This is a genomic window from Paraburkholderia bannensis (assembly GCF_014200455.1).
GTDB lineage: Bacteria > Pseudomonadota > Gammaproteobacteria > Burkholderiales > Burkholderiaceae > Paraburkholderia > Paraburkholderia bannensis_A.
Genome location: NZ_JACHBW010000011.1, coordinates 141248 through 165223, shown reverse-complemented (window position 1 = coordinate 165223; position 23976 = coordinate 141248). Strand labels below are relative to the sequence as shown.

General features: G+C 62.0%; 21 protein-coding genes and 1 pseudogene. 12 read left to right on the top strand and 10 right to left on the bottom strand.

Annotated elements, in window-relative coordinates:
* Positions 1–173 precede the first annotated feature (173 nt).
* Genes F4827_RS19580 through F4827_RS19570 form a run of 3 tightly spaced genes read left to right on the top strand, consistent with a single transcriptional unit; the run spans position 174 to position 3101 of the window.
* Positions 174–1505 carry a C4-dicarboxylate transporter DctA gene (locus F4827_RS19580; protein ID WP_183726120.1) on the top strand — a complete coding sequence of 444 codons (1332 nt, stop codon included), beginning with the start codon at positions 174–176 and terminating at the stop codon, positions 1503–1505.
* Between the two features lie 38 nt (positions 1506–1543).
* Positions 1544–2563, top strand: a complete 1020-nt coding sequence (gene alc, locus F4827_RS19575) for an allantoicase (RefSeq protein WP_183726118.1) — start codon at positions 1544–1546, stop codon at positions 2561–2563.
* 13 nt (positions 2564–2576) lie between these two features.
* Complete coding sequence (locus F4827_RS19570; protein WP_183726116.1) at positions 2577–3101, top strand: ureidoglycolate lyase; 525 nt, start codon at positions 2577–2579, stop codon at positions 3099–3101.
* 27 nt (positions 3102–3128) lie between these two features.
* Here the strand turns inward: F4827_RS19570 and F4827_RS19565 are convergent, their stop codons facing one another.
* Positions 3129–3911: a substrate-binding domain-containing protein gene (locus F4827_RS19565; protein ID WP_183726114.1), complete on the bottom strand. Its 783-nt coding sequence runs from the start codon at positions 3909–3911 to the stop codon at positions 3129–3131.
* A 260-nt stretch (positions 3912–4171) separates the two neighbouring features.
* Here F4827_RS19565 and F4827_RS19560 point away from each other — a divergent pair, with 260 nt between their 5' ends.
* From F4827_RS19560 to dsdA, 4 genes are all read left to right on the top strand, one after another.
* Entirely contained in the window at positions 4172–5434 is a 1263-nt protein-coding gene (locus F4827_RS19560; protein WP_260175308.1) for an MFS transporter, read from the top strand.
* Between the two features lie 61 nt (positions 5435–5495).
* A complete protein-coding gene (locus tag F4827_RS19555; RefSeq protein WP_233177903.1) occupies positions 5496–6407 on the top strand; it encodes a LysR family transcriptional regulator in 912 nt (303 codons plus the stop codon).
* 115 nt (positions 6408–6522) lie between these two features.
* On the top strand, positions 6523–8052 hold the full coding sequence (locus tag F4827_RS19550) for an amidase (protein ID WP_183726110.1): 1530 nt from the start codon (positions 6523–6525) through the stop codon (positions 8050–8052).
* Between the two features lie 14 nt (positions 8053–8066).
* Positions 8067–9428, top strand: a complete 1362-nt coding sequence (dsdA, locus tag F4827_RS19545; protein WP_183726107.1) for a D-serine ammonia-lyase — start codon at positions 8067–8069, stop codon at positions 9426–9428.
* Between the two features lie 24 nt (positions 9429–9452).
* Here the strand turns inward: dsdA and F4827_RS19540 are convergent, their stop codons facing one another.
* Positions 9453–11003 carry a methyl-accepting chemotaxis protein gene (locus F4827_RS19540; RefSeq protein WP_183726105.1) on the bottom strand — a complete coding sequence of 517 codons (1551 nt, stop codon included), beginning with the start codon at positions 11001–11003 and terminating at the stop codon, positions 9453–9455.
* Between the two features lie 403 nt (positions 11004–11406).
* Here F4827_RS19540 and F4827_RS19535 point away from each other — a divergent pair, with 403 nt between their 5' ends.
* The 3 genes from F4827_RS19535 to F4827_RS19525 are packed head-to-tail and all read left to right on the top strand — an operon-like array spanning position 11407 to position 13773.
* The gene (locus F4827_RS19535; protein WP_183726103.1) at positions 11407–12009 is read left to right on the top strand and encodes a DUF1326 domain-containing protein; all 603 of its coding nucleotides are present in this window, start codon (positions 11407–11409) and stop codon (positions 12007–12009) included.
* Positions 12010–12049: 40 nt separating this feature from the next.
* Complete coding sequence (locus tag F4827_RS19530; RefSeq protein WP_183726101.1) at positions 12050–12841, top strand: DUF2182 domain-containing protein; 792 nt, start codon at positions 12050–12052, stop codon at positions 12839–12841.
* Between the two features lie 17 nt (positions 12842–12858).
* Positions 12859–13773 carry a DMT family transporter gene (locus F4827_RS19525; protein WP_183726099.1) on the top strand — a complete coding sequence of 305 codons (915 nt, stop codon included), beginning with the start codon at positions 12859–12861 and terminating at the stop codon, positions 13771–13773.
* 34 nt (positions 13774–13807) lie between these two features.
* On the opposite strand, the pseudogene F4827_RS35425 reads toward F4827_RS19525, so the two are convergent.
* From F4827_RS35425 to F4827_RS19500, 6 genes and pseudogenes are all read right to left on the bottom strand, one after another.
* Positions 13808–13963, bottom strand: a pseudogene (locus tag F4827_RS35425) (transposase); the annotation flags it as partial.
* 178 nt (positions 13964–14141) lie between these two features.
* Entirely contained in the window at positions 14142–15005 is an 864-nt protein-coding gene (locus tag F4827_RS19520) for a hypothetical protein (protein ID WP_183726096.1), read from the bottom strand.
* Complete coding sequence (locus F4827_RS19515; RefSeq protein WP_183726094.1) at positions 15002–15484, bottom strand: hypothetical protein; 483 nt, start codon at positions 15482–15484, stop codon at positions 15002–15004. Before F4827_RS19515 ends, F4827_RS19520 begins: the two co-directional genes overlap by 4 nt.
* Positions 15485–15549: 65 nt before the next feature.
* Positions 15550–16392 carry a type VI secretion system Vgr family protein gene (locus tag F4827_RS19510; protein ID WP_184123825.1) on the bottom strand — a complete coding sequence of 281 codons (843 nt, stop codon included), beginning with the start codon at positions 16390–16392 and terminating at the stop codon, positions 15550–15552.
* A gap of 67 nt (positions 16393–16459) precedes the next feature.
* The gene (locus tag F4827_RS19505) at positions 16460–17947 is read right to left on the bottom strand and encodes a type VI secretion system Vgr family protein (RefSeq protein ID WP_183726090.1); all 1488 of its coding nucleotides are present in this window, start codon (positions 17945–17947) and stop codon (positions 16460–16462) included.
* Positions 17944–18156, bottom strand: a complete 213-nt coding sequence (locus F4827_RS19500; protein ID WP_311673948.1) for a PAAR domain-containing protein — start codon at positions 18154–18156, stop codon at positions 17944–17946. Before F4827_RS19500 ends, F4827_RS19505 begins: the two co-directional genes overlap by 4 nt.
* A 675-nt stretch (positions 18157–18831) precedes the next feature.
* On the opposite strand from F4827_RS19500, the gene F4827_RS19495 reads away from it, so the two are divergent.
* The gene (locus F4827_RS19495) at positions 18832–19167 is read left to right on the top strand and encodes a hypothetical protein (protein ID WP_183726086.1); all 336 of its coding nucleotides are present in this window, start codon (positions 18832–18834) and stop codon (positions 19165–19167) included.
* Here the strand turns inward: F4827_RS19495 and F4827_RS19490 are convergent.
* Positions 19164–22361, bottom strand: a complete 3198-nt coding sequence (locus F4827_RS19490; protein ID WP_183726084.1) for an EAL domain-containing protein — start codon at positions 22359–22361, stop codon at positions 19164–19166. The two genes, F4827_RS19495 and F4827_RS19490, sit on opposite strands and share 4 nt — an antisense overlap.
* 511 nt (positions 22362–22872) lie before the next feature.
* On the opposite strand from F4827_RS19490, the gene F4827_RS19485 reads away from it, so the two are divergent.
* Positions 22873–23094 carry a hypothetical protein gene (locus F4827_RS19485; RefSeq protein WP_183726082.1) on the top strand — a complete coding sequence of 74 codons (222 nt, stop codon included), beginning with the start codon at positions 22873–22875 and terminating at the stop codon, positions 23092–23094.
* 25 nt (positions 23095–23119) lie between these two features.
* Here F4827_RS19485 and F4827_RS19480 read toward each other — a convergent pair whose 3' ends face one another.
* A complete protein-coding gene (locus F4827_RS19480) occupies positions 23120–23920 on the bottom strand; it encodes a PhzF family phenazine biosynthesis protein (RefSeq protein ID WP_183726080.1) in 801 nt (266 codons plus the stop codon).
* Between the last annotated feature and the right edge of the window lie 56 nt (positions 23921–23976).

The window sequence follows — 23976 nt, the reverse complement described above, 5'->3', positions numbered from 1 at the left end:
CCGGCGAGGGTAAACACTTTTTTTTGACGCCTTGACTCCACTATATCGGCTTCCTACTATCCGCTATAACAAAACTGGTCAGACCAGTCGGAACAGTTGGCCACTCCCTGCGGCTTTGCATGGGACGGGGCAAGGCGCTCTAACGCCGCGTCCCATCGACAAAGGAGAAAGTCGTGACGAAGTTCTTCAATTCGCTGTTTGGCCGGGTGGTGATAGCGCTCGTCGTCGGTATTGCCGTCGGGGCGATCTTCCCCCATTTCGCCCAGTCGCTTAGACCGCTCGGCGATGGCTTTATCAAGCTCATCAAGATGGTGATCGGGCCGATTGTGTTTTGCGTGGTCGTGAGCGGCATGGCGCACGCGGGCGATCTCAGGAAGGTCGGGCGGGTGGGCCTTAAATCGGTGATTTACTTCGAGGCGATGACGACGATCGCGCTGGTGATCGGCGCGGTGCTCGCGTATGTGACGCGACCGGGCGCGGGCATGAACGTGAATCTGCATTCGCTCGACGCGCAATCGCTGACGACGTACACCGAAAATGCAAAAAGCCTTAAGGATACCGCAGCATTTTTGCTGAAGATCATTCCCGATACGGCATTCGACGCCTTCGCGAAGGGCGATATCCTGCAGATCCTCGTGTTCTCCGTGCTGTTTGGCAGCGCGCTTTCGCTGCTCGGTCCCAAGGCGCAGCGCGTGAACAGCATCATCGACGAACTCGCGCAGGTGTTCTTCCGCATCATGGGCTTCATCATCAAGCTCGCGCCGTTCGGCGTGCTGGGTGCGATTGCCTTCACGACCGGTACCTATGGCGTGGCCTCGCTCAAGCAACTCGGCCTGCTGGTGTTCGTGTTCTACGCCAGCTGCATCGTGTTCGTCGCGGTGGTGCTGGGCGTGGTGATGCGCCTCGCGGGCTTCAACATTTTCAAGCTGATCCGCTACCTGCGCGAGGAACTGTCGATCGTGCTGGGCACGGCATCGTCGGACGCGGTGCTGCCGCAGGTGATGCGCAAGCTCGAATTCATGGGCGTGAAGGACTCCACCGTGGGCCTCGTCATTCCCACCGGCTATTCGTTCAATCTGGACGGCTTTTCGATCTACCTCACGCTGGCCGTGATCTTTATCGCCCAGGCGACCAACACGCCGCTCTCGCTGCATGACCTGATTGTCGTGGTGCTGGTGTCGCTCGTGACCTCGAAGGGCGCGCACGGCATTCCCGGCTCGGCCATCGTGATTCTTGCCGCCACGCTCTCCGCGATTCCCGCGATCCCGGTGCTGGGCCTCGTGCTGATCCTGCCGGTGGACTGGTTCGTTGGCATCGCTCGCGCCATCACCAACCTGATCGGCAACTGCGTCGCCACGATGGTGGTCGCGGTATGGGAGCGCGATATCGATAAGGCGCGCGCCGAGCGGGTGCTCAATTTCGAGGAAGGTTATCTCTACGTGGCGGGCGGCGACGATGCCGCCGCACACGACGGCGTGCTCGGCGGCAATCCCGCTCACGCTTGATTCGAACCCCTGAACATCTCTCTTCGCACTCGACCATCATGGCTATTCCGACACTCGATCCCCATGCACCGGCCTTCACGCGCCGCTATATGAATCTCGCGGATTCGCGTCTGGGCGCGCAGGCACTGCTCGCAAGCGACGAGTTTTTCGCGCCCAAGGAACGCATGCTGGAGCCGCAGGCCGCTGTCTTTATTCCCGGCAAATACGACGATCACGGCAAATGGATGGACGGCTGGGAAACGCGCCGCAAGCGCACCACGGGCCACGACTTCTGCATCGTGCGTCTGGCGCGTCCGGGCGTGATTTACGGCGTCGATCTCGATACGAGCCACTTCACCGGCAACTTTCCGCCGGCCGCCTCCATCGAGGCCTGCTATGCCGATACGGCTGGCGACGATGTACCGCCCGAAAGCGCCGACTGGCAAACCGTTGTTCCCGCAACGACCTTGCAAGGCAACCAGCACCATTACATCGAAGTGAGCGACACGCGCGCCTTCACCCATCTGCGCGTGAATCTCTATCCGGATGGCGGCCTCGCGCGCCTGCGCGTCTATGGCCAGCCCAAACGCGACTGGAGCCGCGTGGAGAAGGGCAGTCTCGTCGATCTCGCGGCGGTCGAAAACGGCGCATACCTGGTGGCGGCTAACAATCAGCACTTCGGCATGGCGTCGACGCTGCTGATGCCGGGCCGTGGCGTCAACATGGGCGACGGCTGGGAAACGCGTCGCCGCCGCGAGCCGGGCAACGACTGGGCCATCGTGGCGCTTGCGCGTCCCGGCATCATTCACAAGATCGAAGTGGATACGGCGCACTTCAAGGGCAATTATCCCGATCGCTGCTCGCTGCAGGCCGCGACCGTGACGGGCGGCACCGACGATTCGCTCGTCACGCAGGCGATGTTCTGGCCCACGCTGCTCGGCGAACAGAAGCTGGAGATGGACAAGCAGCACCTCTTCGAAAGCGGTCTTGCGGCGCTGGGACCGGTCACGCATGTGCGCTTCAATATCTATCCGGACGGCGGCGTCTCGCGCCTGCGCCTGTGGGGCGAACTCGCCTGAACGGAGGATGGCGATGGATACCACGTTAAGCACGGCTTGCCTGACGCTGGAGCCGCTCACGCGCGAAGCGTTCGCGCCGTTCGGCGACGTGATCGAACTTGACGGTGCGCGCCATTTTCCGATCAACGGCGGCACGACCGAGCGCTTTCACGACCTCGCGACCCTCGACGTGTGCGAGGCGGGCGGCAAGCCGCTCGTCAGCGTGTTTCGTGCGCAACCGCGCACGTGGCCCGTGCCGATTGCGATGATGGAGCGCCATCCCTATGGCAGCCAGGCCTTCGTGCCGCTAGGCAGCGCGCGCTATGCCGTGGTGGTCGCGCCCGCGGGTGAATTCGACCCGGCGCGCCTGCGCGCGTTCTGGGTGGACGGCACGCAGGGTGTCAACTATGCGAAGGGCGTCTGGCACCATCCCTTGCTGGCCTTCGATCGCGTGAGCGATTTTCTTGTCATCGATCGCGGCGGCACACAGCCGAATTGCGATGAGATTGACCTGGATATTGCGCTGGAATTGCGCGAACCGCTCGCGCCTGCCCATTGAGGCGCGAGTGGCGGCGCGCGTTTGCGTTCAGTGGGCCGGAACGGAATCGAGGCCCGTCGACTGCACAACGGCTTGAGCACCCGGAGAAGCCATGTAGTCCAGCAGCGCTTTGGCTTCTGCGGGATGCTTCGCCTCGACCGGAATACCGGCGGCATACCGCGTGACCGACTGGACCGACTCGGGAATCTTGCCGACGAAGGTCGCGCCCTTCACCGGCAGCAATTCGCTGACCTGCTGAAAGCCAATTTCGTATTCGCCATTCGCCACCACCGAGGCAACCGGAATGCGCGGCACCATCTTCGCTTTCGGCTTCACCTGATCCTCGACCCCCAGCCGCTCGAACAACTCGCGTTCGATATAGACGCCGCTCGCGCTATCCGAATACGCAATCGACTTGGCGTGCAGCAGCGTTTGCCTGAGCGCATCGACGCTGCCGATATCGGGCTTCGGCGCGCCTTCGCGCACCACCATGCCGATGCGCGAATCCGCGAGTTCGACGCGCGAATCCGCTCGCACCTTACCCTGCTTGATCAGATCGTCGAGCGCGTAGCCGACCATGATCACCACGTCCGCCGACTCGCCGCGCGCGAGCCGTTGGGGAATGGCCTCGGGCGATTTGCCCATGGACGGCCCGAGCGTCGTGTCGAGCGTGTTGCCCGTGCTTGCCGCGAATCTTGGGCCGAGCAGTTTGTAGGCTGCCGTGAAGCCGCCGGAGGTCATGACGTGAAGTTCTTCGCCATAGGCATTGGCCGCAAGCGCGGTGCTGGCGGCAAGGGTCAGCGCAATCAGTTTGGGCAAAAGCGATTTCATGATCGTTCGATGTGATGGCGAGCAAGGGGAGAGAGAGCTTCCAATTATCTGCCAGCATGCGAGCCCGTGGCTAGCGTCATGCTGCCGTTGCCGACGTGCGTGCGCGAGCGCTTCCGATGACTTTTCGCGAACGCTGGCATCGGAATATGTCACTTGTCGCCCCTTTTGTGGCTACTTAGGATCAAACCGACTAGTCGCAGTGGGAGCGCCCGGCATAGCCGACGCGGGCCCGGTCTTTACTCTCTCGGCAGGTGCTCAGCATGATCGACCCCAATAAAAGCAGGCGCGCCAGCTTCGCGGTTTTCGCGCTGCTCTATTTCGGCTACTGCATTTCGTATATCGATCGCTCGGCGATTGCGCTCTCGCTCGTGGCGATCGGCAAGGAATTCCACGTGGGCTCCGCGGCGCTTGGCGTCGTCATGAGCACGTTCTATATCAGCTATGCCGCCATGCAGATTCCGGGCGGCTGGCTCGCGGACCGCTGGGGCAGCAAGAAGGTGATCGTCGTTTCGGTGGCGTTCTGGTCCGTGTTTACGCTGATGACGGGGCTGGCGTGGTCGCTCGTCTCGCTGATCGCGATCCGTTTTATCTTCGGTCTCGGCGAGGGCGGCTATCCGGGCGCGGCGGTCAAGGGCGTGACCGAATCGGTGGCGCGTGCGGATCGTCCGAAAATGACCGCGCTGCTGATGTCCTCGAATTATGTCGGCAGCTTTATTGCGCCGCTTGCGATTGCGCCGCTAATCCTGCTGCTGGGCTGGCGGCATGCATTCGTGGTGGCGGGGTGCGCGGGTCTCGTGTTCGCCCTGTTCTATCTGTTCGCGGTAAAAGACACGCACCAGACGCGCGAATCGACCGGCCGCTCCTCGCGCATCGACGGCGCGGCCACGCGCGCGCTGCTCAAGATGCCGCTCATGTGGAAGATCCTGCTGACCTGGTTCGGCATGGGTATCGTCAATAAAGGCCTCGACGCGTGGATGCCCGCGTATCTGCTCACCGAACGTCATCTCGACCTCAAGGCCGTCGGCATGCTTACGCCGTTGCCCTTCGTCGCGGCGAGCATCTCGACCGCGCTGGGTGGCTGGATTCTCACGCGCTGGTTCGATGGGCGCGAGAAATGGCTGATGGCGGCGTGCTGCGCGATTTCGGGCTTCTTCCTCTACGAGATGTACACGGCGCAAACGGTCACCGGCGTCATCGCCTGTCAGTCGATCGTGTACTTTTTCAAATCCTTCGTGTTTGCAGGGGTGTTTGCGCTGCCGGCGAAATTCCTGCCGCAAAAACTCATCGGCACGGGGGCGGGGATGGTCAACTTCGGCGGTCAGGTGGCGGGATTTGTTGCGCCTGCAGTCATCGGTGTGCTGGTATCGGTGACGGGCAATTACAACGCGGTGTTTGGCTTCCTGATCGTGGCGACGGTGTTCGCGCTCTTGACGAGTCTGTCGATCCGTCTCGTACCGCAAGCCGATACAGCGGATTCCGCGGATTCAGCGGATCCCCGACTGCCCGCGCCGCGCAAAGCCTGAGCGCTTGCTTCGTTGAACAGGCGCTATGATGGAACATTACGCGTCTTCCCATCGACCCATCATGAGCGCCCGTATTCTTCAGGAAGCCGCCGTCCGTTACTTCCTCGAAGTGGTCAACACCGGTTCCGTCGCCGATGCCGCCAGTCGTCTGAATGTGGTGCCATCGGCGGTAAGCCGGCAGATTGCGCGGCTGGAGAGCGAACTCGGCACGCCGCTGTTCGTGCGGCAATCGCGCGGCATGGTGCCCAGTAAAGCGGGCGAAATGCTTGCGGCCTATGCGCGCCGCTCCCAGCTCGACGCCGAACAGATCTCGCTGGAAATCGACGCGCTGCGCGGCGAAGCCGAACGCACGATCGGCATTGCCTGCACGGAAGGATTCGCCGCCACCTTTTTGCCGCGCGCGATGGCGGAGTTTCGCCGGACCGTTGCGCCCGCATCGTTCGAGGTGGTGGTGGATACGGCAGCGGGCGTGACGCAGCGCGTGCGCGAGGCCGAATGTGATATCGGCCTCACGTTCAGCTTCGGGCCCGAAAAAGATATCCATACGGCGTTTTCTGCGCCTTCGCCCATCTTCGCGATCGTCGCGTCGAGCCATCCGCTTGCGCGCTCGGCGCAGGTCTCGTTCCGTGAATTGCTGGCGTTTCCGCTCGCCTTGCCGGGCGTGCATTCGACGCTTTACAAGCTGATCGACATCTATTGCAGCCGTGAAGGCGTGGCCTGCAAGAGCGTGCTGAGCAGCGCCACACTGGAAACGCTGCTGGGTTTTACGCTTGCAAGCGACGCGGTGACCTTCAGCGGCGAACTGTTCGTGCGCCCGCGCCTGGCCGCCGGCGAACTGGTTGCGCTGCCGGTGCCGGAACTCGCGACCAGCGAACGCGCCGTCGAAATCCAGACGCTCGCGCGGCGCGCCTTGCCGCCGCTGCTGCAGTCGTTTATCGGGCGCTTGAGCGCCGAGCTGTCACCGTCCGAATAGCGGTGAGCAAAAGTGCATTCACGCTTCGATAATCATCACTGGTCGTGGCCTTGCTCGTCGTCTACATTGGGCGCACCGTTGCATGTTTGCTGCTTAAAGGACTGAGGACTGCCCGATGAACGACCGTCACGAACTTACCCGTCAGAGTGCCGTTGCGTTGCGCGCGCTATTGCAGGCGCGCGAAATCTCCGCGGTCGAATTGCTCGATGCCTGCATCGCGCGAATCGAAACGCTCAATCCCTACGTCAATGCCATCACGGCAACGAGTTTCGATCGCGCGCGTCTTGAAGCTCGCGCGGCCGATGCGGCGCTCGCACGCGGCGACGCCGTGGGCGTCCTGCACGGCCTGCCCATCGGCATCAAGGACCTGGAAGAGACCGAAGGCCTGCTGACCACCTATGGCTCGCCGCTCTACCGCTCGAACGTGCCGGCGCAGGACAACACGCTGGTGCGCCGCCTGCGCGCGGCGGGCGCGATCGTCGTCGGTAAAACCAATGTGCCGGAAATGGGCGCGGGCGCGAACAGCTTCAACCCCGTGTGGGGCGCGACGGGCAATCCATTCGATCCGCGTCTGAATGCGGGCGGCTCGTCGGGCGGCTCGGCGGCGGCGCTTGCGCTCGATATGGTGCCGCTCGCCAGCGGCTCGGACACCGGCGGCTCGCTGCGCATTCCTGCAGCCAAATGCGGCGTGGTGGGATTGCGCACCTCGCCGGGACTCGTGCCCAGCGATCGCAAGCCACTGGGCTGGACGCCGATTGCGGTGGTCGGCCCGATGGGCCGCAACGTTGAAGACACCTGGCTGCAACTCGCGGCGACGGTGGGCCAATCGGGCAGCGATCCGCTCGGTTATCCGTTCGCCATGAGTGCGACGATGGATGGCCGCGCACCCACGGATCTGTCGACGCTGCGGGTTGGCTACACGGAAGATTTTGGCGTGTGCGAAGTCGATGACGAGATTCGCGCCGTGTTTCGCCGCAAGATCGATTTTCTGCGCGGCCAGGTGGCGCTTTGCGAGCCGATTGAAGTGGACTTCGCCGGCGCGCACGCCTGCTTCGATGTGCTACGCGCCGAAGCCTTCGTCGCGGGCCTGCAAAAGGCCTATGAAACCAATCCCGATCTGCTCGGGCCGAATCCGCGTGCGAACTACGAAATGGGCATCAACCTGGGTCTCGCCGATTGCGTGCGCGCCCATGCCGACCAGACGCGGCTGTTTCGCCGCTTCCAGACGCTGTTCGAGCGCTACGACGTCATTCTTTCGCCCACCACGCCGGTTTCGCCGTTCCCGTGGACGCAGCCGTATCTGAAATCGGTGAATGGCGTGGCGCTGGAGAATTACTATCGCTGGCTCTCGCTGACCTATGTGGTGACGCTCGCCACGAATCCAGCCTTGTCGCTGCCGTGCGGCCTGGATCATCGCGGCATGCCGTTTGGCTTGCAGATGATCGGCGCATTCCGTGGCGATCTTGCGCTGCTCGATGCGGCACGCGCATTCGAAACGCTGTTCGAGGCGTCGGACGAAACGCGCCGCCCGATTCCCGATGCCGCGAAATTGCGCGCATCGAACGTGGACCTCAAGTCCATCGTCACGCATGCGCCGGTGCTCGATGCCGTGTCGTCTCCCCATGCTTGCACTTCCGCTGTCTGACCTGAAAATAGCTAATGACCGATTCCATCTACGGCAAGCCGCTCGAAACGTGGCTGCGCGAATATCCGCTTCTGCGAGCGCTGATGGCGCTCGAACCCGTCGAGTGGTTCAACCCGGCCGTCGCGCCGTTGAGCGTTGCGCGCGATGACATCGAACTCGACGCCACGGATATCGCCGATGCCAGCGCGCGCCTGCAACGCTTTGCACCGCTGCTCGCCGAGTCCTTCGCCGATGTGCGCGAGGCGGGCGGCATCATCGAATCGCCGCTGACCGAAGTGCCCGCATTCGCCGCTGCGCTGAGCCAACGCTACGATGTAGCAACGCCGCAACGCCTGTTGCTCAAGCAGGATAGCCATCTGCCGATCTCCGGTTCGATCAAGGCGCGCGGCGGCATCTATGAAGTGCTGTTTCACGCGGAGCAACTCGCGCTGCGCCACGGCCTGCTCAAAGAGGGCGACGATTACCGCGTGCTCGCCAGCGACGCCTGCCGCGCGCTGTTTCGCGAGCACAGCATCGCAGTGGGATCGACGGGCAATCTGGGCATGTCGATTGGCATCGCGAGCGCGACGCTGGGCTTCACGACCACCGTGCATATGTCCGCCGACGCGCGCCAATGGAAGAAGGACCGCCTGCGCGCGCATGGCGTAACCGTGGTGGAGTACGCGGGCGATTACGGCGAAGCGATCGAAAGCGGGCGACGTCTGGCGGAAAACGATCCGATGTGCCATTTCGTCGACGATGAAAACTCAACCACGCTGTTCCTCGGCTATGCGGTGGCGGGCGAGCGCCTGAAGCGTCAACTCGACGCTGCGAATGTGCGCGTGGACGCGCAGCATCCCTTGTTTGTGTATCTGCCGTGCGGTGTGGGGGGCGGCCCCGGCGGCGTGGCGTTTGGCCTGAAACTGGCATTGGGCGACGCGGTACGCTGCATTTTTGCGGAGCCCACTCACTCGCCGTGCATGCTGATGGGCGTGCTCACCGGACTGCACGAGCAGCTTGCGGTGCAGGACTTCGGGATCGACAACGTCACGGCCGCCGACGGCCTGGCAGTGGGGCGTCCTTCGGGCTTCGTAGGACGCGCGATGCAGCGCATGATCGACGGCTATTACACCGTTGAGGATGCCGAACTTTATGCGCTGCTCGCGCTGATGGCGCAAACCGAGGATATCCGGCTGGAGCCTTCCGCGCTGGCGGGCGCACCGGGCTTCGCGCGCGTCACGAAAGAGCAGCAAGGCTATCGCGCGCGTATGAATCTCGACGATGCAACCTTGCGCAACGCCACGCACGTTATCTGGGCGACGGGCGGGGGCATGGTGCCGCAAGCGGAGATGAGCGCGTATCTGGAAGCGGGCAGGCAGGCGCTGGCGAAGGCCTGATCGCGCTTCCTGCTCCTGAGCGGATCAAGCCGAAAATACCGCCACCGCGCCTTGCAGACGCATCGCCTGTTCGTCGAGCGCATGCGCGGCGGCGGCGGCTTCTTCCACCAGCGCCGCGTTCTGCTGCGTGACCTGATCCATCTGCGAAATGGCCTGATTGACCTGTTCGAGGCCGCGGCTCTGCTCGTTGGAAGCCTGCGCGATGGCCTCGAACACCTGTTTCGCCGAAGCGATATCGGCGCGCAGACGTACCATTGTCGCGCCGACATCATGCGCGCGCGTCACGCCGCCCGAGATCGACGCCGTCGAATGCTCGATCAATTCCTTGATCTCCTTCGCGGCCGTCGAGGAACGCTGCGCGAGCGAGCGCACTTCCGACGCGACCACCGCAAAACCGCGTCCTTCGGTGCCCGCGCGCGCGGCTTCCACGGCGGCGTTGAGCGCGAGAATATTGGTCTGGAACGCGATGCCTTCGATGATCGCCGTGATGGACGCGATTTTCTCCGCGCTGCCGGATGCCTCGTTCATCGTCTCGATCATTTGCGCCGACAGGCTATTGCCCGCATTCACGGCGTCCATCGCGCGCACGATCACCTCGCAGGCGTGGCGCGCGTTGTCGGCATTCTGGCGCACGGCTTCGGTCAGCTCGTGGGTGGTCGCGGAGGTTTCTTCGAGCGCGGCGGCCTGCTGCTCGGTGCGTGAAGAAAGATCCGTATTGCCCGCCGCGATTTGCGCGGCGCCCACCTTCACGGCTTCCACTCCATGTGTGACCGAACCGACGATGGTCTGCAACGACGTCTGCATCGCATCCATGGCGGCCAGCAGGCGGCCGGTTTCATCGGTGCGGTTGCGCTCGATGCGGCTGTCCAGACGACCCGCGGCGATGGCCTGCGCGGTTTCGACTGCGCGCGCGAGCGGATCGCGAATCGCGCCCACCAGCCAGCGGCCGGCCAGCGCCGCGCACAACACGGCCAGTGCCGCCGCGAGCGCAACGCTCGTGTAGATCGTGTGGCGCAGCGAAGCGAGTTCGGCGGTGCGGGTATCGATGCGCTCGCGCTCGGCTTTCTCCAGCGCATCGACGGCGGTAATCATGTCGCCGGTACCCAGGAAACTGCCGAAACCCTCGGTAAGTGCGCTCAATTGCGCGATGGTGGCGCTGCCCTCGTTGACATGCGTGCGCATCGCCAGCATCGGATCGACGACTTTGGCCTCCCACGCGTCGTACTGCGTGACGGCGGTATCGACCAGTTGATTGCGCGTGGCGTCGCTGGCGTCCAGCGCCTTGATCGCATCCATGCGCTTGCGGAAGTCGCCGATGTGATCGACCTTCCACTTCAGGTGGCCGGGCTGGCCGTCGAGGTTATAGGCCAGCAGCGCCCAGATGATGTTGAGGTAATCGGCGCTCGCGTCCTTGACGAGCAATTGCGCCTGCACGGACACGGCGTTTTGCCGCTGCTTCTGGTCGATGGCGTCCAGGCCGTACCAGCACACCGCCGAACTCACGAGAAAGACTGCGATAACGACGCAGAACGCCGTGGTCAACTTCTTGCCGATCGAAAGGTTCTGCATCTTCATGGTGACGTCGAAATCGTGGAAATGCCACGCGCATCCGTCCAGCGGGATTGTTGTTGTAATACGGTATACCATAATAATAGCGTGGACAAGTGCTCTGGCTATATGGAATACCACTATGGTCGGAGGAGGGACTTGGACGCGCGGGCGGCCTCGTCCGACGCGACAGGAGCGTCATGGTGTGCCATAGCCTGGGCACGCATAATGCGCCTTGCATACCCCTGGCCGCTTTCTACAATACAGAGCGACACGCGGCTTTTGCATTGGCAGGGCTTCCCGGGTTTCATCCGATCAGTTCTCCGCACGCCTTATCTCTTCTCGCCACCCATTCGCTATTCAGTTCTGTCCGGCGCTGCCCATTTGAGGGGTAGCCGGACTTGTTCGACCGTGTCCAACGGAGGCAATCATGAGCTACCACCTTGAAGGCCGTCTGCTAGAGGTTTGCAACTGTCGCGTGCTGTGTCCCTGCTGGATCGGCGAAGATCCCGATTTCGGCACCTGCCAGTCCATCGTTTCATGGCACTTCGACAAAGGCACGATCGACGGCGTCGATGTCGCGGGCAACACGATCGCCGCCGTTTGCCAGATCCCCGGCAATGTCCTGCAAGGCGACTGGTCGGTGGCGATCTACATCAGCGAGCACGCCACCGATGACCAGGAGGCGGCGCTCCTTAAGGTCTACACCGGGCAGGCGGGCGGCCCGGTCGCCGATCTCGCGAAGCTGATCGGCAAGGTGGTTTCGGTGGAACGCGTGCCGATCCAGTTCGATGTCGACGGCGGCAAGGGTACGCTCAAGATCGGCCAGGATTACCACGCCGATCTCGTGCCCTACACGGGGCCCAATGGCGCGACCACGACCTTGACCGACACGGTGTTTTCCACGGTTCCCGGCGCGCCGGTGTTCGTCGGCAAGGCGCCGGTCTATCGGTCGATGAACAAGGCCCTCGGTATCGACCTGAGCCTGAAGGATCACAACGCGTTGCAGAGCACGTTCCGCTTCGACGCCTGACGCCGCGCGCACGCTTGCTTCTGGAAAGCACGAGTCGACCATGCCCGCCGCCGCGCGTCATCGACGCATCTTCCTGCCCGTGCTCGGCGCGATGGTGCTGCTCGCGTGGATCACCTTGTGGCTGTGGGCGCGCAGCCCCTACGGCCGCTATCTGGATCATGGCGATGCGCTCTCGTCGGGGCCGGGCGCGGGTTTGTGCCGCGCCATTCCTGGCGGCTCGCCGGTACTGCAAGCGCTGCTCTACGCGCTCTCATGGACGCTCATGATCATGGCGATGATGCTGCCCACCACGCTTTCGCTCTTTGGCGTGGTGGAGCGCATCGTTGCGGGGCGGCCCGACCGTTTGCGCGTGCTGTGCCTGCTGTCTATCGGCTACGTCGCGGTGTGGAGCGCGTTTGGCTTGCTCGCGCATGGGCTGCACACGCTGCTGCTCGACGGTGTGGCGCGACTGCCCGCGATGCTCGGCAATGGCTGGCTGATCGGGGCGGCGACCCTGGCGCTGGCGGGCGCGTTCCAGTTCAGCAAACTCAAGTACCGATGTCTGGAGCAATGCCGCGCGCCGCTGGGCTTCGTGATCGGCCATTGGCGCGGCCGCGCGGCGGGTCGTGAGGCGTTCGTTCTGGGCCTGCATCATGGGCTCTTTTGCGTGGGATGCTGCTGGGCGCTGATGCTGCTGATGTTCGTCGTCGGCGCGGGCAGTCTTGGCTGGATGCTGGTGCTCGCGTGCGTGATGGCCGTCGAGAAGAATATCGCCTGGGGCCAGCGCCTGAGCGCGCCGCTAGGCGCCGCGTTGCTGGTGTGGTCCGCGCTGCTGGTTGCGGCGCACGCCTGAATCGCTTGCGAATTCGAATGAACGCGCGTAGGGACCGTTTGCCGCCTGCCGCCCGTACCGCGTTGCTCACGTGCGTTGCGATGGTGGCGTTCGCATCCAATTCGCTGTTATGCCGGTTGGCCTTGCAGCATGCGAGCATTGACGCGGCGAGTTTCGCCAGCGTCAGGCTGATTTGCGGAGCGGCCATGTTGAGCGTGCTCGCGCATCTGGGTCCAGGCTGCGCGCAGCAGCCGAAGGCGGACTGGCTGGCGGCAACGATGCTGTTCGCCTATGTCGCGTTCTTCTCGTTCGCCTACCTGAGCATGAGCGCGGCGACGGGCGCATTGATCCTGTTCGGCGCGGTCCAGCTGACCATGTTCGCGGCGGGCCTGCGCGCCGGCGAGCAGTTCGCGCCGCTCGCATGGCTGGGTCTCGCGCTGGCGCTCGCGGGGCTGCTCTACCTGGTTTCGCCCGGCCTCACCGCGCCGCGGCCATTGGGCGCGATCCTGATGAGCGCGGCGGGCGCTGCGTGGGGCGTGTATTCGTTGCGCGGGCGAGGCGTTGCCGATCCGCTGGCGGCCACGGCGGGCAACTTCCTGCGCGCGGCTCCGATGGCGCTGATCCTGAGCCTGCTGTTGCATAGCCGCTTTCACGCCGCGCCGGCCGGCGTCGCACTGGCGATGGCGTCGGGTGCTCTCACATCGGGCATGGGTTATGTGATCTGGTATGCGGCGCTCAAGGGTCTTTCTTCGATGCGTGCTGCGACCGTGCAACTGTCCGTGCCCCCGATCGCCGCGTTCGGTGCCGCGGTGTTTTTGTCGGAAGAGATTTCTATGCGGCTGGTGTGTGCATCCATCGCGATTCTTGGCGGCATTGCGCTCGCGCTCGCCGGCCGCACGCAGGCCAGACGCGCAATGCCGGTTGCCGGTGAGCAGCGCAAGCCAGGGCATTAAACTCAATCAATCTGGCGGTGCGCACGCAATAGACGAAACCAGGTTCGCGCGGCAGGTCTTCCCACGGAATTCCCGTTTGCAGGACATACAGGAGGCCTTTCAATGCTGAGCGGTCGTCGACCGTACGTCGGCGATCGCCTTTGGGTGATGGTTCGAGAACAGGCATCGATGGTTCCTGTGCGGCCCACATGGCATTACTGATGTTTCGTCTTGCCCTTTCGCCCGGATAGGGCGTTCATGTTTTAAGGGCAAGGGTGTGTTGGCGACGCTAAATCCATGCGCAATCGTGTAATAAGCGAGAGACCCACTCCCGATCTTTTGGCAATCGCTTCCACGACCTGTGTAACCTTCCTCATTGGTTTGCCTCCTTACCGTTCCCGTATGCCGCGCGCGCTCGCGCCGCTGCTTCGTCGCGTTTCTGCTTGCGCATTTCGGGCGTGAGGTAGGGATAGGCGCGGCGAATCGGCATCCGCCACAGCCTCATTTTGAAACTTATATTCGTCTCCAAAATTTGAAAAAACTGATTTCTCAAATGACGAAAATTTTCCGAATATTTGATAATTTTTACTTAACGGTTTATCGTCACGCAAAATCAACATCGCCTCCTCAAGAATAGCCATGATTGCGCTATTTTTTGATTCGACTTCCTGATTAGCCATTTCCGTTGACTCCGAGTTTTCCGAGGATTTGCTCGTATTTTCTTGTGCATACACCGGGATTGAGAAAAAAGAATGATTAGGATCACGCCAATACTGCTTGACTGCATCCTCAGTCGCATATGCATCCTCTTCATGATAGTGGCTACGGTAGCCGGGTTCGTATTGCCCCATCAACTGCGCCTGTTCTGGAGTCACGCTACGCAGCTTGCAGACCTCGGCCTGCACCTTGTCAGCATCCGCAAACATAGGATCGAATAGCTTAAATCCAGGCGAACTAACTTTCTCGGCGACAATAAACCACCAGTAATAGAAAATTAGCATAGGGTGAACTCCAATCTTGACAAGATTGTCGTTGGGAAACGGTGTTTTCTCTGCAATCACCTTGATCGATTCAAGTGCGGAATATTTGAACATCGTCGAAATACCCGGAAGCTGCACATAATCATCAGGATAGGTGAAGAAAAGCGACATCATCCAAAAGGTCTGCTGACAGTGCCGCGACTCATGGTAGATCGTTGCCGCCAGATCACGTAGTTTGTCGTCAACTGCATTGCGGGCAATCGTCTTCCTCATGTCCCCTTCTGCCTCATCGATTGCACTAACTCCACCAAACAGGCGATCAATTGTCGGTTGCGCAATACCCATGCGCCACTGGCGGGCGACAAATTCGGTGGCTGGCTCTGCGACGTTGCGCCTGTCCCCGGCGTAGAAACTGTCTTGCCACCAACCTGCGTCGTCCGCTTCACGACGGAGGCTGCTGGCAGTGGTGGAGGTTGGCCCGCGTCGCGATAGACGGTTGTATTGACCAGCCCGATTACGTTTTCAGGCTCGCTCTGCGACATCAGTTCGATCACGCCGAACGCCGTCGCGTTACTCGTGACCAACTGCATTTCGCCCAACACATTTGTTACCCCTTGAATAACCTGTCCATTATCCAGCGCTAGCCGGTAAGGCTGGTTGGCTATGGCGAAGCCGCCCTGGTTTTCCAACAAAACATGATGCGCCGCTAGCTTGCCGGGGTTCTCCGGTGTCACAGGAGAATCAATCGGCATGGCTCGTGGGTCGTCAATTGCATGGTTCGCCGCGCGCACAAGAAATTTGCCGTTTGTGTAACCCGTCACGCCCTCGGGCGAAACCGCCACAACGTGCCGTTACATTGGATATCAACGCCTCTTAGGGCCGCTAGCCGTAATATGCCGTCCGTGCTGGTAATCGACATATCTCCCTGTGAAACTTGGGAAAGTGGGCCGTTAAGTGACTCAATATGCACCGGGCCGGGCGTGATGAACGTCAATGCCTTTTGCGCATATAACGCGATTTTCTCCCGCACGGACGCGAAGAACGATCTACCGGCTGCGATAGAGACATGACCGCCAGTCGTCATCGCCGTATGGTGTTCGCTCGCAAAGTGCGTTGAACCCGCCGCCGTAGCGTGCAAGTTGGCGGCGCTTGCAATCGCGATATCCGGGTCATCAAATTCAGGGAAATCGTCCGGTTGCGTAGCGGCGCTACCTTTAAGGCTGGCATTGGCGCTCTTTAGCTTGCTGGAGACTTCCGCTTGATCCTTGAGCGCTTCCTGTGCGCCGTGGCGCTGCGCTTCCTGCGCCGCGCTTTCGTGGATATCGCGCGCCGCCGTCAAGCGTGCGATTGCCTCGCCATTTTCCTTTACCTTGCCTTTCGCGCTGGTGCGCCCAAACGTGGTAAGTAGCAATCCTGGCGCGGCCCAAACGGCACCGTGCTTGTCGGTTCGCAGTTCAAACCCTTCGCCGCGTGCGTCCTGCCGCCCCACGTGACCGTCGATTCGGGTGATATAACCCAGGCTCACACTCGATTTGCCGTGGTCGCTCGCCAGTTGCACCTGCATGCGGTCCTGCGTATCGTCCAGCGCGAGATGGTTGGTCTGTGTCCCCAAACCCAGACTCTTGCTCACCATTCCGCTCAGTGCATGATTGACGGGCATTTCCCACGGCACGGGATTGTTTTCATCGACAACGAATGCAGTGATAACGGCTTATCAGGATCACCATTCACGTAGTCGACCAGCACCTGTTGCCCGCATCGCGCATGGTTGACCGTTCCCATGCCATTGCCATGCCATGCCACGCCGTCGCGAGGCGTACCCAGATGGCCGACTTGCCATCATATTTACCGTCACGGTCCCAGATGAATTGCACCAGCGCGCGGTTATATTTATCCACACACATTTCGGCATGATCCGGACCGATGATGACGGCGTATTCCTGGCCACCAATTACTGGACGCGGTGTCACCTGCGGCATGCGGTACCGCTCACGTAGCGGTTGCATGACGAATGACGCGCTGATGTCATAGACGCGTTCGGTGCTGGACAGGGTGCCCGTCGCGCGTATGTCCATATCGCAACTCAGTACGAGATATTCGCAATTAGCCGCGTGATACAGGTAGTGCGTGACGGAGAGTGTCTTGCCGACCTCGACACCGCGCAACGCGCCTTTAGCGCTCGCGCGCGAACCGACGGAGGTGCGCGATTCGAGTTTGACGCGCGCAAAATGGCGTGCCTCCTCGCGCCAGTTCGTTTCGTCATAGGGCGCGTCACGCCGCGTGGCGGGCTGGGCAAAGTCGGCGTGCGTGTATATCTCATGATCGGCGTTAGCCGTCTTACGCGGTTTATCGTAGGTTTCCCGGAAGGGCGTAGCGTATGGCACAAGGCGCGGCGCGCTGTGGCTGTGATCCTGCACGGTCACGCGGCCCGGCGTCACCGCGCTTGCGTAAGTCATCGCAGTAATAGGTTCTTCGTTGATGTGGCCGCCGCCCGCGTGATACCGCAGAGTTTCATAAGCGCGTTCGTGCTTGCGATACGCGTGCGGATTGTCGGCGATCACCAGCACATGACTTTGCTCGCGGTGTTCGATCCAGACAACGTAGCCCCATTCCTCGCACAGCCGCATGAAGAAGTTCCAGTCGCTCTCCCACGCCTGGCGGATATAGTCGCGTTGCGGGTAGTAGTCCGGATTGATTCGCCATTCGATCTGCCCGTACGGTCTGATGACCTCATGCAGGATATCGGCAATCGAGCCCTTGAAAAACCGTGAATTCTCTTGCAGTGTCGCGAGCCAGAACGAAGGATGGACGATGAATTCGTAGACGGTGTTCGGGCCTTCGTCGCCCAGAACGCGGGCATTCCCGATAATGCCGTTAATATGGCGCACGCCTGCGCCGCTGCTCCACGTCAAGCGATATTTGCCGTCCACAACGCCGATCCGCTCAAGATCAATCGTTAGCCATATCTCCGTGCCAGCAATGCGGTCGAGGTCTATGCGCTCGCGTTCGTCTTCGTCAAAGATTGCGGGCAGCGGGTTTGCAGGTTTGCCCGCTTCGACGCCGTATTCAAAGCGTTGTCCGATGCCGTCGTACCCACTAATACGTTGCGGCGTCAGCACGCATTCTTCGTATTTCCGGCCGCGCGAGTCGAACGTTGGCCGCGTCGGCAATTCGGGCCCGCGCATCGTGAGCATTTGCCAGTACCGCGCGTTCATCTTTGCGCCTCCATGAGCGTGGCACCGCATTCGGTCCTGTCACCGATAAGCGCCACCAGAACGCCGCCATGCGTGCGCGGTCCGCTTGCCCTGATTGAAAAATCGCCGCCGCATTTCGGGCATCGGACCCGATGACCGTCAAGCGCAACGCCGCGCCCCCTATGCGTTAAATTCGGCGCAGCCTCAATGACCGTTCCGCCGTGGTCCATTGTATCGCCCAGGCGCGCGACTTCACGCCCGGTATTCGCGTCTCGCATATCCCGTCTCCTATCAAGAGCGGCAAGGAGTGCCGCGTGCATACGCCAGGATGGGCGCGAAGAGGCTTAAGTCATATCCGAAAAATCCGAAATTGGGGATTCGATTTAAAGATTGATGGATTAAATAAGCAAGAAAATTTATACGATTTGATATTCGGCAAAATCTTGTTTAGTATCGTGATTTATTGTGGGAGCCGTAATTTTTTACCCAAATAGATAAAGTCGTATCAATAAGGATAATGCCGTTCGGTTTCCGGCTTCGACGCTGTGGAGTTCATTGGATACGGCGTGAATTGACGCAGCAGGCGCGCGTAATAGATCGCGTGCTATACGGAAACCGCACTCCCCGGGCCATAAACCCCGTAACCGTGTGTGTTGCCGCTCGCCTTTGGGCGTGTTCACGATTTATGATGGCCGGATTGGCTCTGTCCCCACTGCGCGCAGCCGCGTCTCCACGAAGTCGAGTAGAAGGGGTACGCTTGAGAGTACGCCGCCGAACCCCATTTAACTCTCGTGAACCAGCGAATCCGTCCCCCTTTGCCCCCGACATGGCCATTCCCGCCGAGTCGCGACGTTACAGGTCGCGCCTTTGGCGATCTCGTTGCGCTGCAGTATCGCGGCGCGAACGTGTGGCTCTGGAAGTGCCGCTGCGGGTCGCATCTGAGCGCAGCGCTCGCCGCGGTTGAAAGCGGCCAGACGCGCGATTGCGGCTGCGGCGAGCAGCGCCGCGTCTGGCGCTCCCGGCCCGGCTCGCCGTCGCTCAAGGGCGGCGAGGTCTTCGGGCAGTTGACGACCGAACGCTACGCCGGTGACGGTTTGTGGGTGTGCCGCTGCGAGTGCGGCAGTGAAGTGAGCGTGAGCGCCGGACGCCTGCGCCTCGGCCAGGCGCGTTCGTGCGGCCGCTGCTTTGGTGCTTCGAATGGCGCTTCCAACGGCGCTTCTAACGGCGCTTCCAACGGCTAGACCGCTTCGTCCACACAGGCGTCGGCGCGTGATTTCAGCCAGTCCGCGAGCGCTTCGTGCCGCAACGGCCTTGCAAAGAGAAAGCCCTGCAACTCGTCGCAGCCAATGCGCCTGAGCGCCTCGGCTTCGTGAGCCTGCTCGACGCCTTCGGCCACTACCCGCAAACCCAGTTCGTGGCCAAGCTCGACAATGGCCCGGATCACCGCCAGATCGGCGCTGGCTTCCAGCCGGCCATGCACGAAGGCGCGATCGATCTTGAGCCGGTCGAGCGGGAAGCGATGCAGATAGCTCAGGCTCGAATAGCCCGTGCCGAAGTCGTCGAGCGACAGCTTCACGCCCAGCGCGCGAATTTCGTTGACCACGCCCAGATAGCGATCGACGCTTTCCATCAGCACCGTTTCGGTGATTTCCAGTTCGAGACTGCCTGCTTCGACGCGATGGGCTGCGAGGCTGTCGCGCAGTCGGTTCACCAGTTGTGCATCGTCGCGCAGTTGCACCACGGAAAGATTGATCGACACGCGTATTTCCGGCAATCCGGCCGCGCGCCAGCGCGCGATCTGGCGGCACGCTTCGTCGATCACCCATGCGCCGATCGGCACGATGAGCCGCGTGTCCTCCGCGATCGGAATGAAGTCCGTCGGCGACACCGTTCCCAGATGCGGATGCTCCCAGCGCAGCAGCGCTTCCACGCTCGTCAGTTCGCCGCTCGCGGCATGCACGCAGGGTTGCCAGGCGAGCCATAGCTCGTCGCGCTCGATCGCCGAGCGCAGATGCGTTTCCAGTTCCAGCCGATGGCGCGTGCTTTCCGCCATTTCGCGCGAGAAGAACTTGACCAGATTGCGCCCGGCCGATTTGGCGCGATACATGGCGGCATCGGCGTTCTGCATCAGCGTTTCGATATCGTCGCCGTCCTCCGGATACAGCGCGATGCCGATGCTGCACGCCACCTGCAAGGTGCTGCCGCCGATCATGTGAGGCTCGCGCATCAGCGGCAGAAGACGCTCGTCGATCAATCGCGCGACGTCGGTGGCTTCGCCTGCATCGCCGAGCAGCACTGTGAATTCGTCGCCGCCCAGACGGCTGACCGTATCGCCCGCGCGCACCGATTGCAGCAGCCGCCGCGAGACCGAGCGCAACAGGCCGTCGCCCGCGTGATGGCCAAAGGTGTCGTTGATGTCCTTGAAGCGGTCGAGGTCGATAAAGAGCACCGCAACGCGCCCGCGCGTGAGCCGCGCCTGTTCGATGGCGTTGCCCAGGCGCTTCGTGAAGAGCGCGCGGTTGGGCAACTCGGTGAGCACGTCGTGCTCGGCGAGGAACTGGATGCGCGCTTCGCTTTTCTTGCGGTCGGTGATGTCGATCAGCGTGCAGATGTAATGCGAGACATTGCCGCGCTTGTCGCGCACGGCGCTGATCATGAGCCAGGCGGGATAGTCGCCGCCGGCGCGTCGGCGCACCACGGCTTCGCCATTCCAGACGCTGGCGATATCGACCAGCGCGGTCAGTTGCGCCATCAACGGTTCGCCATTGCCGCTGGCGACGATGAATTGCGGCAGCTTGCCGCTGATGATGCCCGCGCGATAGCCCGTTGCGCGGTAGAACGAGGCGTTGGCGGTCAGCAGGCGGCGCTCGCTGTCGAGAATGAGGATGGCTTCCGAAGACGCTTCGAACACCTTGGCCCACAGTTCCAGACGCTGTTCCATCATCTTGATCTGGTTGATCGGCGTGAAGGCGGTGAGGACGGCGTCGCGGCCCTGGAAGGTGAGGCGGCGAGCGGAGAGCATGGCCCATGTGGGCTCGACGCTGGCCATCCAGCGCACTTCGAATTCGTCGATCGCGCCGCGATCGGAAAGTTGCTGAAAAAAGCGCGCCCGCACGGCGGAATCGAGTCCGTACGCCCACGGGTCGGAGGTGCAGCCGTTGAGCCAGTACAGCGCGGGATGATTGGCGTGCAGCACTTCGTGGCCCGGTACGGCCGTGACCATCATCGGCACCGGCGTGGCTTCCACCAGGGCGTGCTGCGCTTCCGAGGCGCGCGCCGTGGCGGCGAGTTCCTTTTGCACGTCGCGTTCGTGATCGAGCTGCGCCAGCATGTCGTTGAAGCCGCTCACCAGCTGGCCGATTTCATCCTGGCTATGCCATGTTGCGCGCTGGCGGTGATCGCCCGTGCGCCGTACGGTATCCATCACGCGCGCGAGATGGCGTAACGGCCGCGAGATCTGCTGCGCGACCAGATAGACCATCGAGAGAATGCCGCACAACAGGAACAGGGCAGTGCCCAGATGCAGCCACATGCGCGAAAAGAGGCCGCTCACGCGCGTTTGCAGCAGCTTGTCGAGTTCCGCTCCGGTGGCGCGCCAGGCGTCGCCCACGCGCGCGACCAGCGCCTGCTGGGCCGCATCGGCCGCCGCACGTGTGGCATCGTCCGCGCCGCCGTTGGCGACGGCAAGATGCGCCGCGCCACGGTACGTTTCGATTGCAGCGAGCAACTGCGCGACCGGCATGGCGAGCGCGAGCTTCACGTCTTCGTTGGCCGCGCCCGCTTCGGCAAAGTCGGAGCGCAGCCCTTGCGCAACGGCGTCGAGCTGGCCTTCGAGCACGAGATAGCGCGTGCTCAGTTCGCGCTGCTTCTGCGCATCGCGGCTGCCTTCGTGCAGACGATGGCCGATGCCGTCCACGGCGTCGAGCAGGGCGGGGTAGCGCAGGACCGACAGCGACATCGAGTAATAGCTGTCGAGATCCGGGTCGAGAATGAGGTTCGACTGATTGCCCACGCGCGTGATCAGATCGCGGCAGGCTTCGAGCGCATCGCGTACGGCTGCGGAGTCAGCCGCGCGCGGTGCACGCGAGAGCGCGTCGAGCGCGCTGCGCAAGCGTGCATTCAAGTCGTCGCTTTGCATGTTGGCGCCGTACTGCTGTTCGGCGCGAGCGAGCGCGGTGCGGGTTTGCTCGATGTGTGGAGGGTCGAAGCTGCCGCCCGCGCCACGCATGGCGACATCGACGAGCGTTTCTCGCACCGTCGCCAGATAGGTATTGCCGATGATTTCCTTTTGCGAGAAGTCGATCGAAATATATTTTTCGTGAATCAGGATGCTGCTGATATAGACGACCGCGCTCAGATCGAGCAGATAGATCAGCAGCAGCTTGCGGCCCACGCGCAAGCGCCCGAGCAGTCGGATAAACGGATTGTGCTTCATCGCATGCGCCAGGATGACACGAGGGGTTACGCCGCATTCTGAACGGTAAATCGACGTGGTCAATATCAGTGCCATGTTTTAGAGCGCGGCTTACTACTGCGTAACGGCAACTTCGCGCGCGCGCTTGAGCGGGATGAGCTGGATTCACCGTGCTGGCGTGCAGATTCTTCGCGTTGGTGCGCCCATGCACTGACATGACGCGCTATCGAAGGCAAGCGCGGAGGCGATTTGTTGCTTTCGCAACAAGCTGCGATGGTCGGTTGGCGCGTGCAGGCATCGCGCCCAATCGTTGCGCATGCATTAATCTTTCATATAACTTTCATGATTGCCCGCCACACTGCGCGTTTATTACAATGCTTTCATCTGCCGGGCTTTTCATGACAGCTCGACTACAAGGCGCGTCACGGCATCCAGTAAGGCAGGGGGCGATGCCGCCGGGCGATTGCAGGGGCGCCGCGACAGCGGGTGATAGACTTCTGCGATTGAATCAACCGCAAATCGGCAAGACAGGATGGACGAAGCAACAACCGGCGCCCCGGCAGATGGCGAATACCTGGCAATCTGCCGCGAAAACAACCCGCTTTCCGCCGCCGCGAACGGCCACGAGCAGGTCTTCCCGCGCGCGCAAATGACGGTGAAGGATGGCTGGGCGACCTTCCATCGCGATGGCCAGGAAATCTGGAACTGCAACGCGCGCTACGCGGCGGCGAATTTCGTGCTGGAGAAGCTTTAGGGCGCGGCGGCGGAACGCGTCGCGGTTACGCATCCGGGACTTCGATCGTCCCCTCCAGGTATTGAACCGCGCGGCCTGAGATATGCACACGGTCGGCGTCCACGCGACAGTAGAGCAAGCCGCCCCGACGCGACGCCTGCATCGCTACGAGATCGGATTGACCCAGACGCTGCGACCACAACGGTGCGAGCGCGGCATGGATCGAGCCGGTGACGGGATCTTCGTCGCCGCCGTTGGCGGGCCAGAAATAACGCGAGACGAAATCGTGCTCATCGCCGGGAGCGGTGACGACGACATCGAGCGGTCCCAATGCCTTTAGTCGATCGAGTGCGGGCACGACCGATCGCACGTCCTGCTCGCAGGCGTAGATCGCCACATAGGCTTGCTGACTGATCAGCAGTTCCAGCGGCTCGATCGACAATCCTTGCAGCAGCGCAGCCGGGATCTCGGTCAACGGTTCGGGGCATCGCTGCGGGAAACTCATTTCGATCAGGCCGTTTGCGGTGCGGCGGACCGTGAGCCTGCCGACTGCCGCCGCGACGAATTCGACCACTTCCAGATCGGCACAGCGCTTGAAGATCGCGTATGCGCTGGCCAGCGTGGCATGCCCGCAGAATGCGATTTCGGTGAGCGGCGAGAACCAGCGGATCTCGAACTGACCATTGGCATTCCTCAAGAAAAATGCCGTTTCGGAGAGATTGTTTTCTGCCGCGATGGCCTGCATCAAACTGTCGGGCAGCCAGCGTTCGAGCGGCACGACCGCTGCGTAGTTGCCCTTGAAGACCTGATCCGCAAATGCATCAATCTGATAGATCGGCAGTTTCATTTGACGTGCGCCCGTATGACGAAGGAAGAAGCCCGCGGCTGGCAGCGGTGTTCGTC

What these genes read in the sequence shown, in the direction of transcription:
- F4827_RS19550 (WP_183726110.1), top strand. Translation starts at nt 6,523, where the DNA reads ATGAACGACCGTCACGAACTTACCCGTCAGAGTGCCGTTGCGTTGCGC.
- F4827_RS19570 (WP_183726116.1), top strand. Translation starts at nt 2,577, where the DNA reads ATGGATACCACGTTAAGCACGGCTTGCCTGACGCTGGAGCCGCTCACG.
- F4827_RS19500 (WP_311673948.1), bottom strand. Translation starts at nt 18,156, where the DNA reads ATGGACCACGGCGGAACGGTCATTGAGGCTGCGCCGAATTTAACGCAT.
- F4827_RS19565 (WP_183726114.1), bottom strand. Translation starts at nt 3,911, where the DNA reads ATGAAATCGCTTTTGCCCAAACTGATTGCGCTGACCCTTGCCGCCAGC.
- dsdA (WP_183726107.1), top strand. Translation starts at nt 8,067, where the DNA reads ATGACCGATTCCATCTACGGCAAGCCGCTCGAAACGTGGCTGCGCGAA.
- F4827_RS19480 (WP_183726080.1), bottom strand. Translation starts at nt 23,920, where the DNA reads ATGAAACTGCCGATCTATCAGATTGATGCATTTGCGGATCAGGTCTTC.
- F4827_RS19490 (WP_183726084.1), bottom strand. Translation starts at nt 22,361, where the DNA reads ATGAAGCACAATCCGTTTATCCGACTGCTCGGGCGCTTGCGCGTGGGC.
- F4827_RS19530 (WP_183726101.1), top strand. Translation starts at nt 12,050, where the DNA reads ATGCCCGCCGCCGCGCGTCATCGACGCATCTTCCTGCCCGTGCTCGGC.
- F4827_RS19560 (WP_260175308.1), top strand. Translation starts at nt 4,172, where the DNA reads ATGATCGACCCCAATAAAAGCAGGCGCGCCAGCTTCGCGGTTTTCGCG.
- F4827_RS19525 (WP_183726099.1), top strand. Translation starts at nt 12,859, where the DNA reads ATGAACGCGCGTAGGGACCGTTTGCCGCCTGCCGCCCGTACCGCGTTG.
- F4827_RS19520 (WP_183726096.1), bottom strand. Translation starts at nt 15,005, where the DNA reads ATGAGGAAGACGATTGCCCGCAATGCAGTTGACGACAAACTACGTGAT.
- F4827_RS19535 (WP_183726103.1), top strand. Translation starts at nt 11,407, where the DNA reads ATGAGCTACCACCTTGAAGGCCGTCTGCTAGAGGTTTGCAACTGTCGC.
- F4827_RS19555 (WP_233177903.1), top strand. Translation starts at nt 5,496, where the DNA reads ATGAGCGCCCGTATTCTTCAGGAAGCCGCCGTCCGTTACTTCCTCGAA.
- F4827_RS19485 (WP_183726082.1), top strand. Translation starts at nt 22,873, where the DNA reads ATGGACGAAGCAACAACCGGCGCCCCGGCAGATGGCGAATACCTGGCA.
- F4827_RS19540 (WP_183726105.1), bottom strand. Translation starts at nt 11,003, where the DNA reads ATGAAGATGCAGAACCTTTCGATCGGCAAGAAGTTGACCACGGCGTTC.
- F4827_RS19515 (WP_183726094.1), bottom strand. Translation starts at nt 15,484, where the DNA reads ATGCCGATTGATTCTCCTGTGACACCGGAGAACCCCGGCAAGCTAGCG.
- F4827_RS19505 (WP_183726090.1), bottom strand. Translation starts at nt 17,947, where the DNA reads ATGAACGCGCGGTACTGGCAAATGCTCACGATGCGCGGGCCCGAATTG.
- F4827_RS19510 (WP_184123825.1), bottom strand. Translation starts at nt 16,392, where the DNA reads ATGCCCGTCAATCATGCACTGAGCGGAATGGTGAGCAAGAGTCTGGGT.
- alc (WP_183726118.1), top strand. Translation starts at nt 1,544, where the DNA reads ATGGCTATTCCGACACTCGATCCCCATGCACCGGCCTTCACGCGCCGC.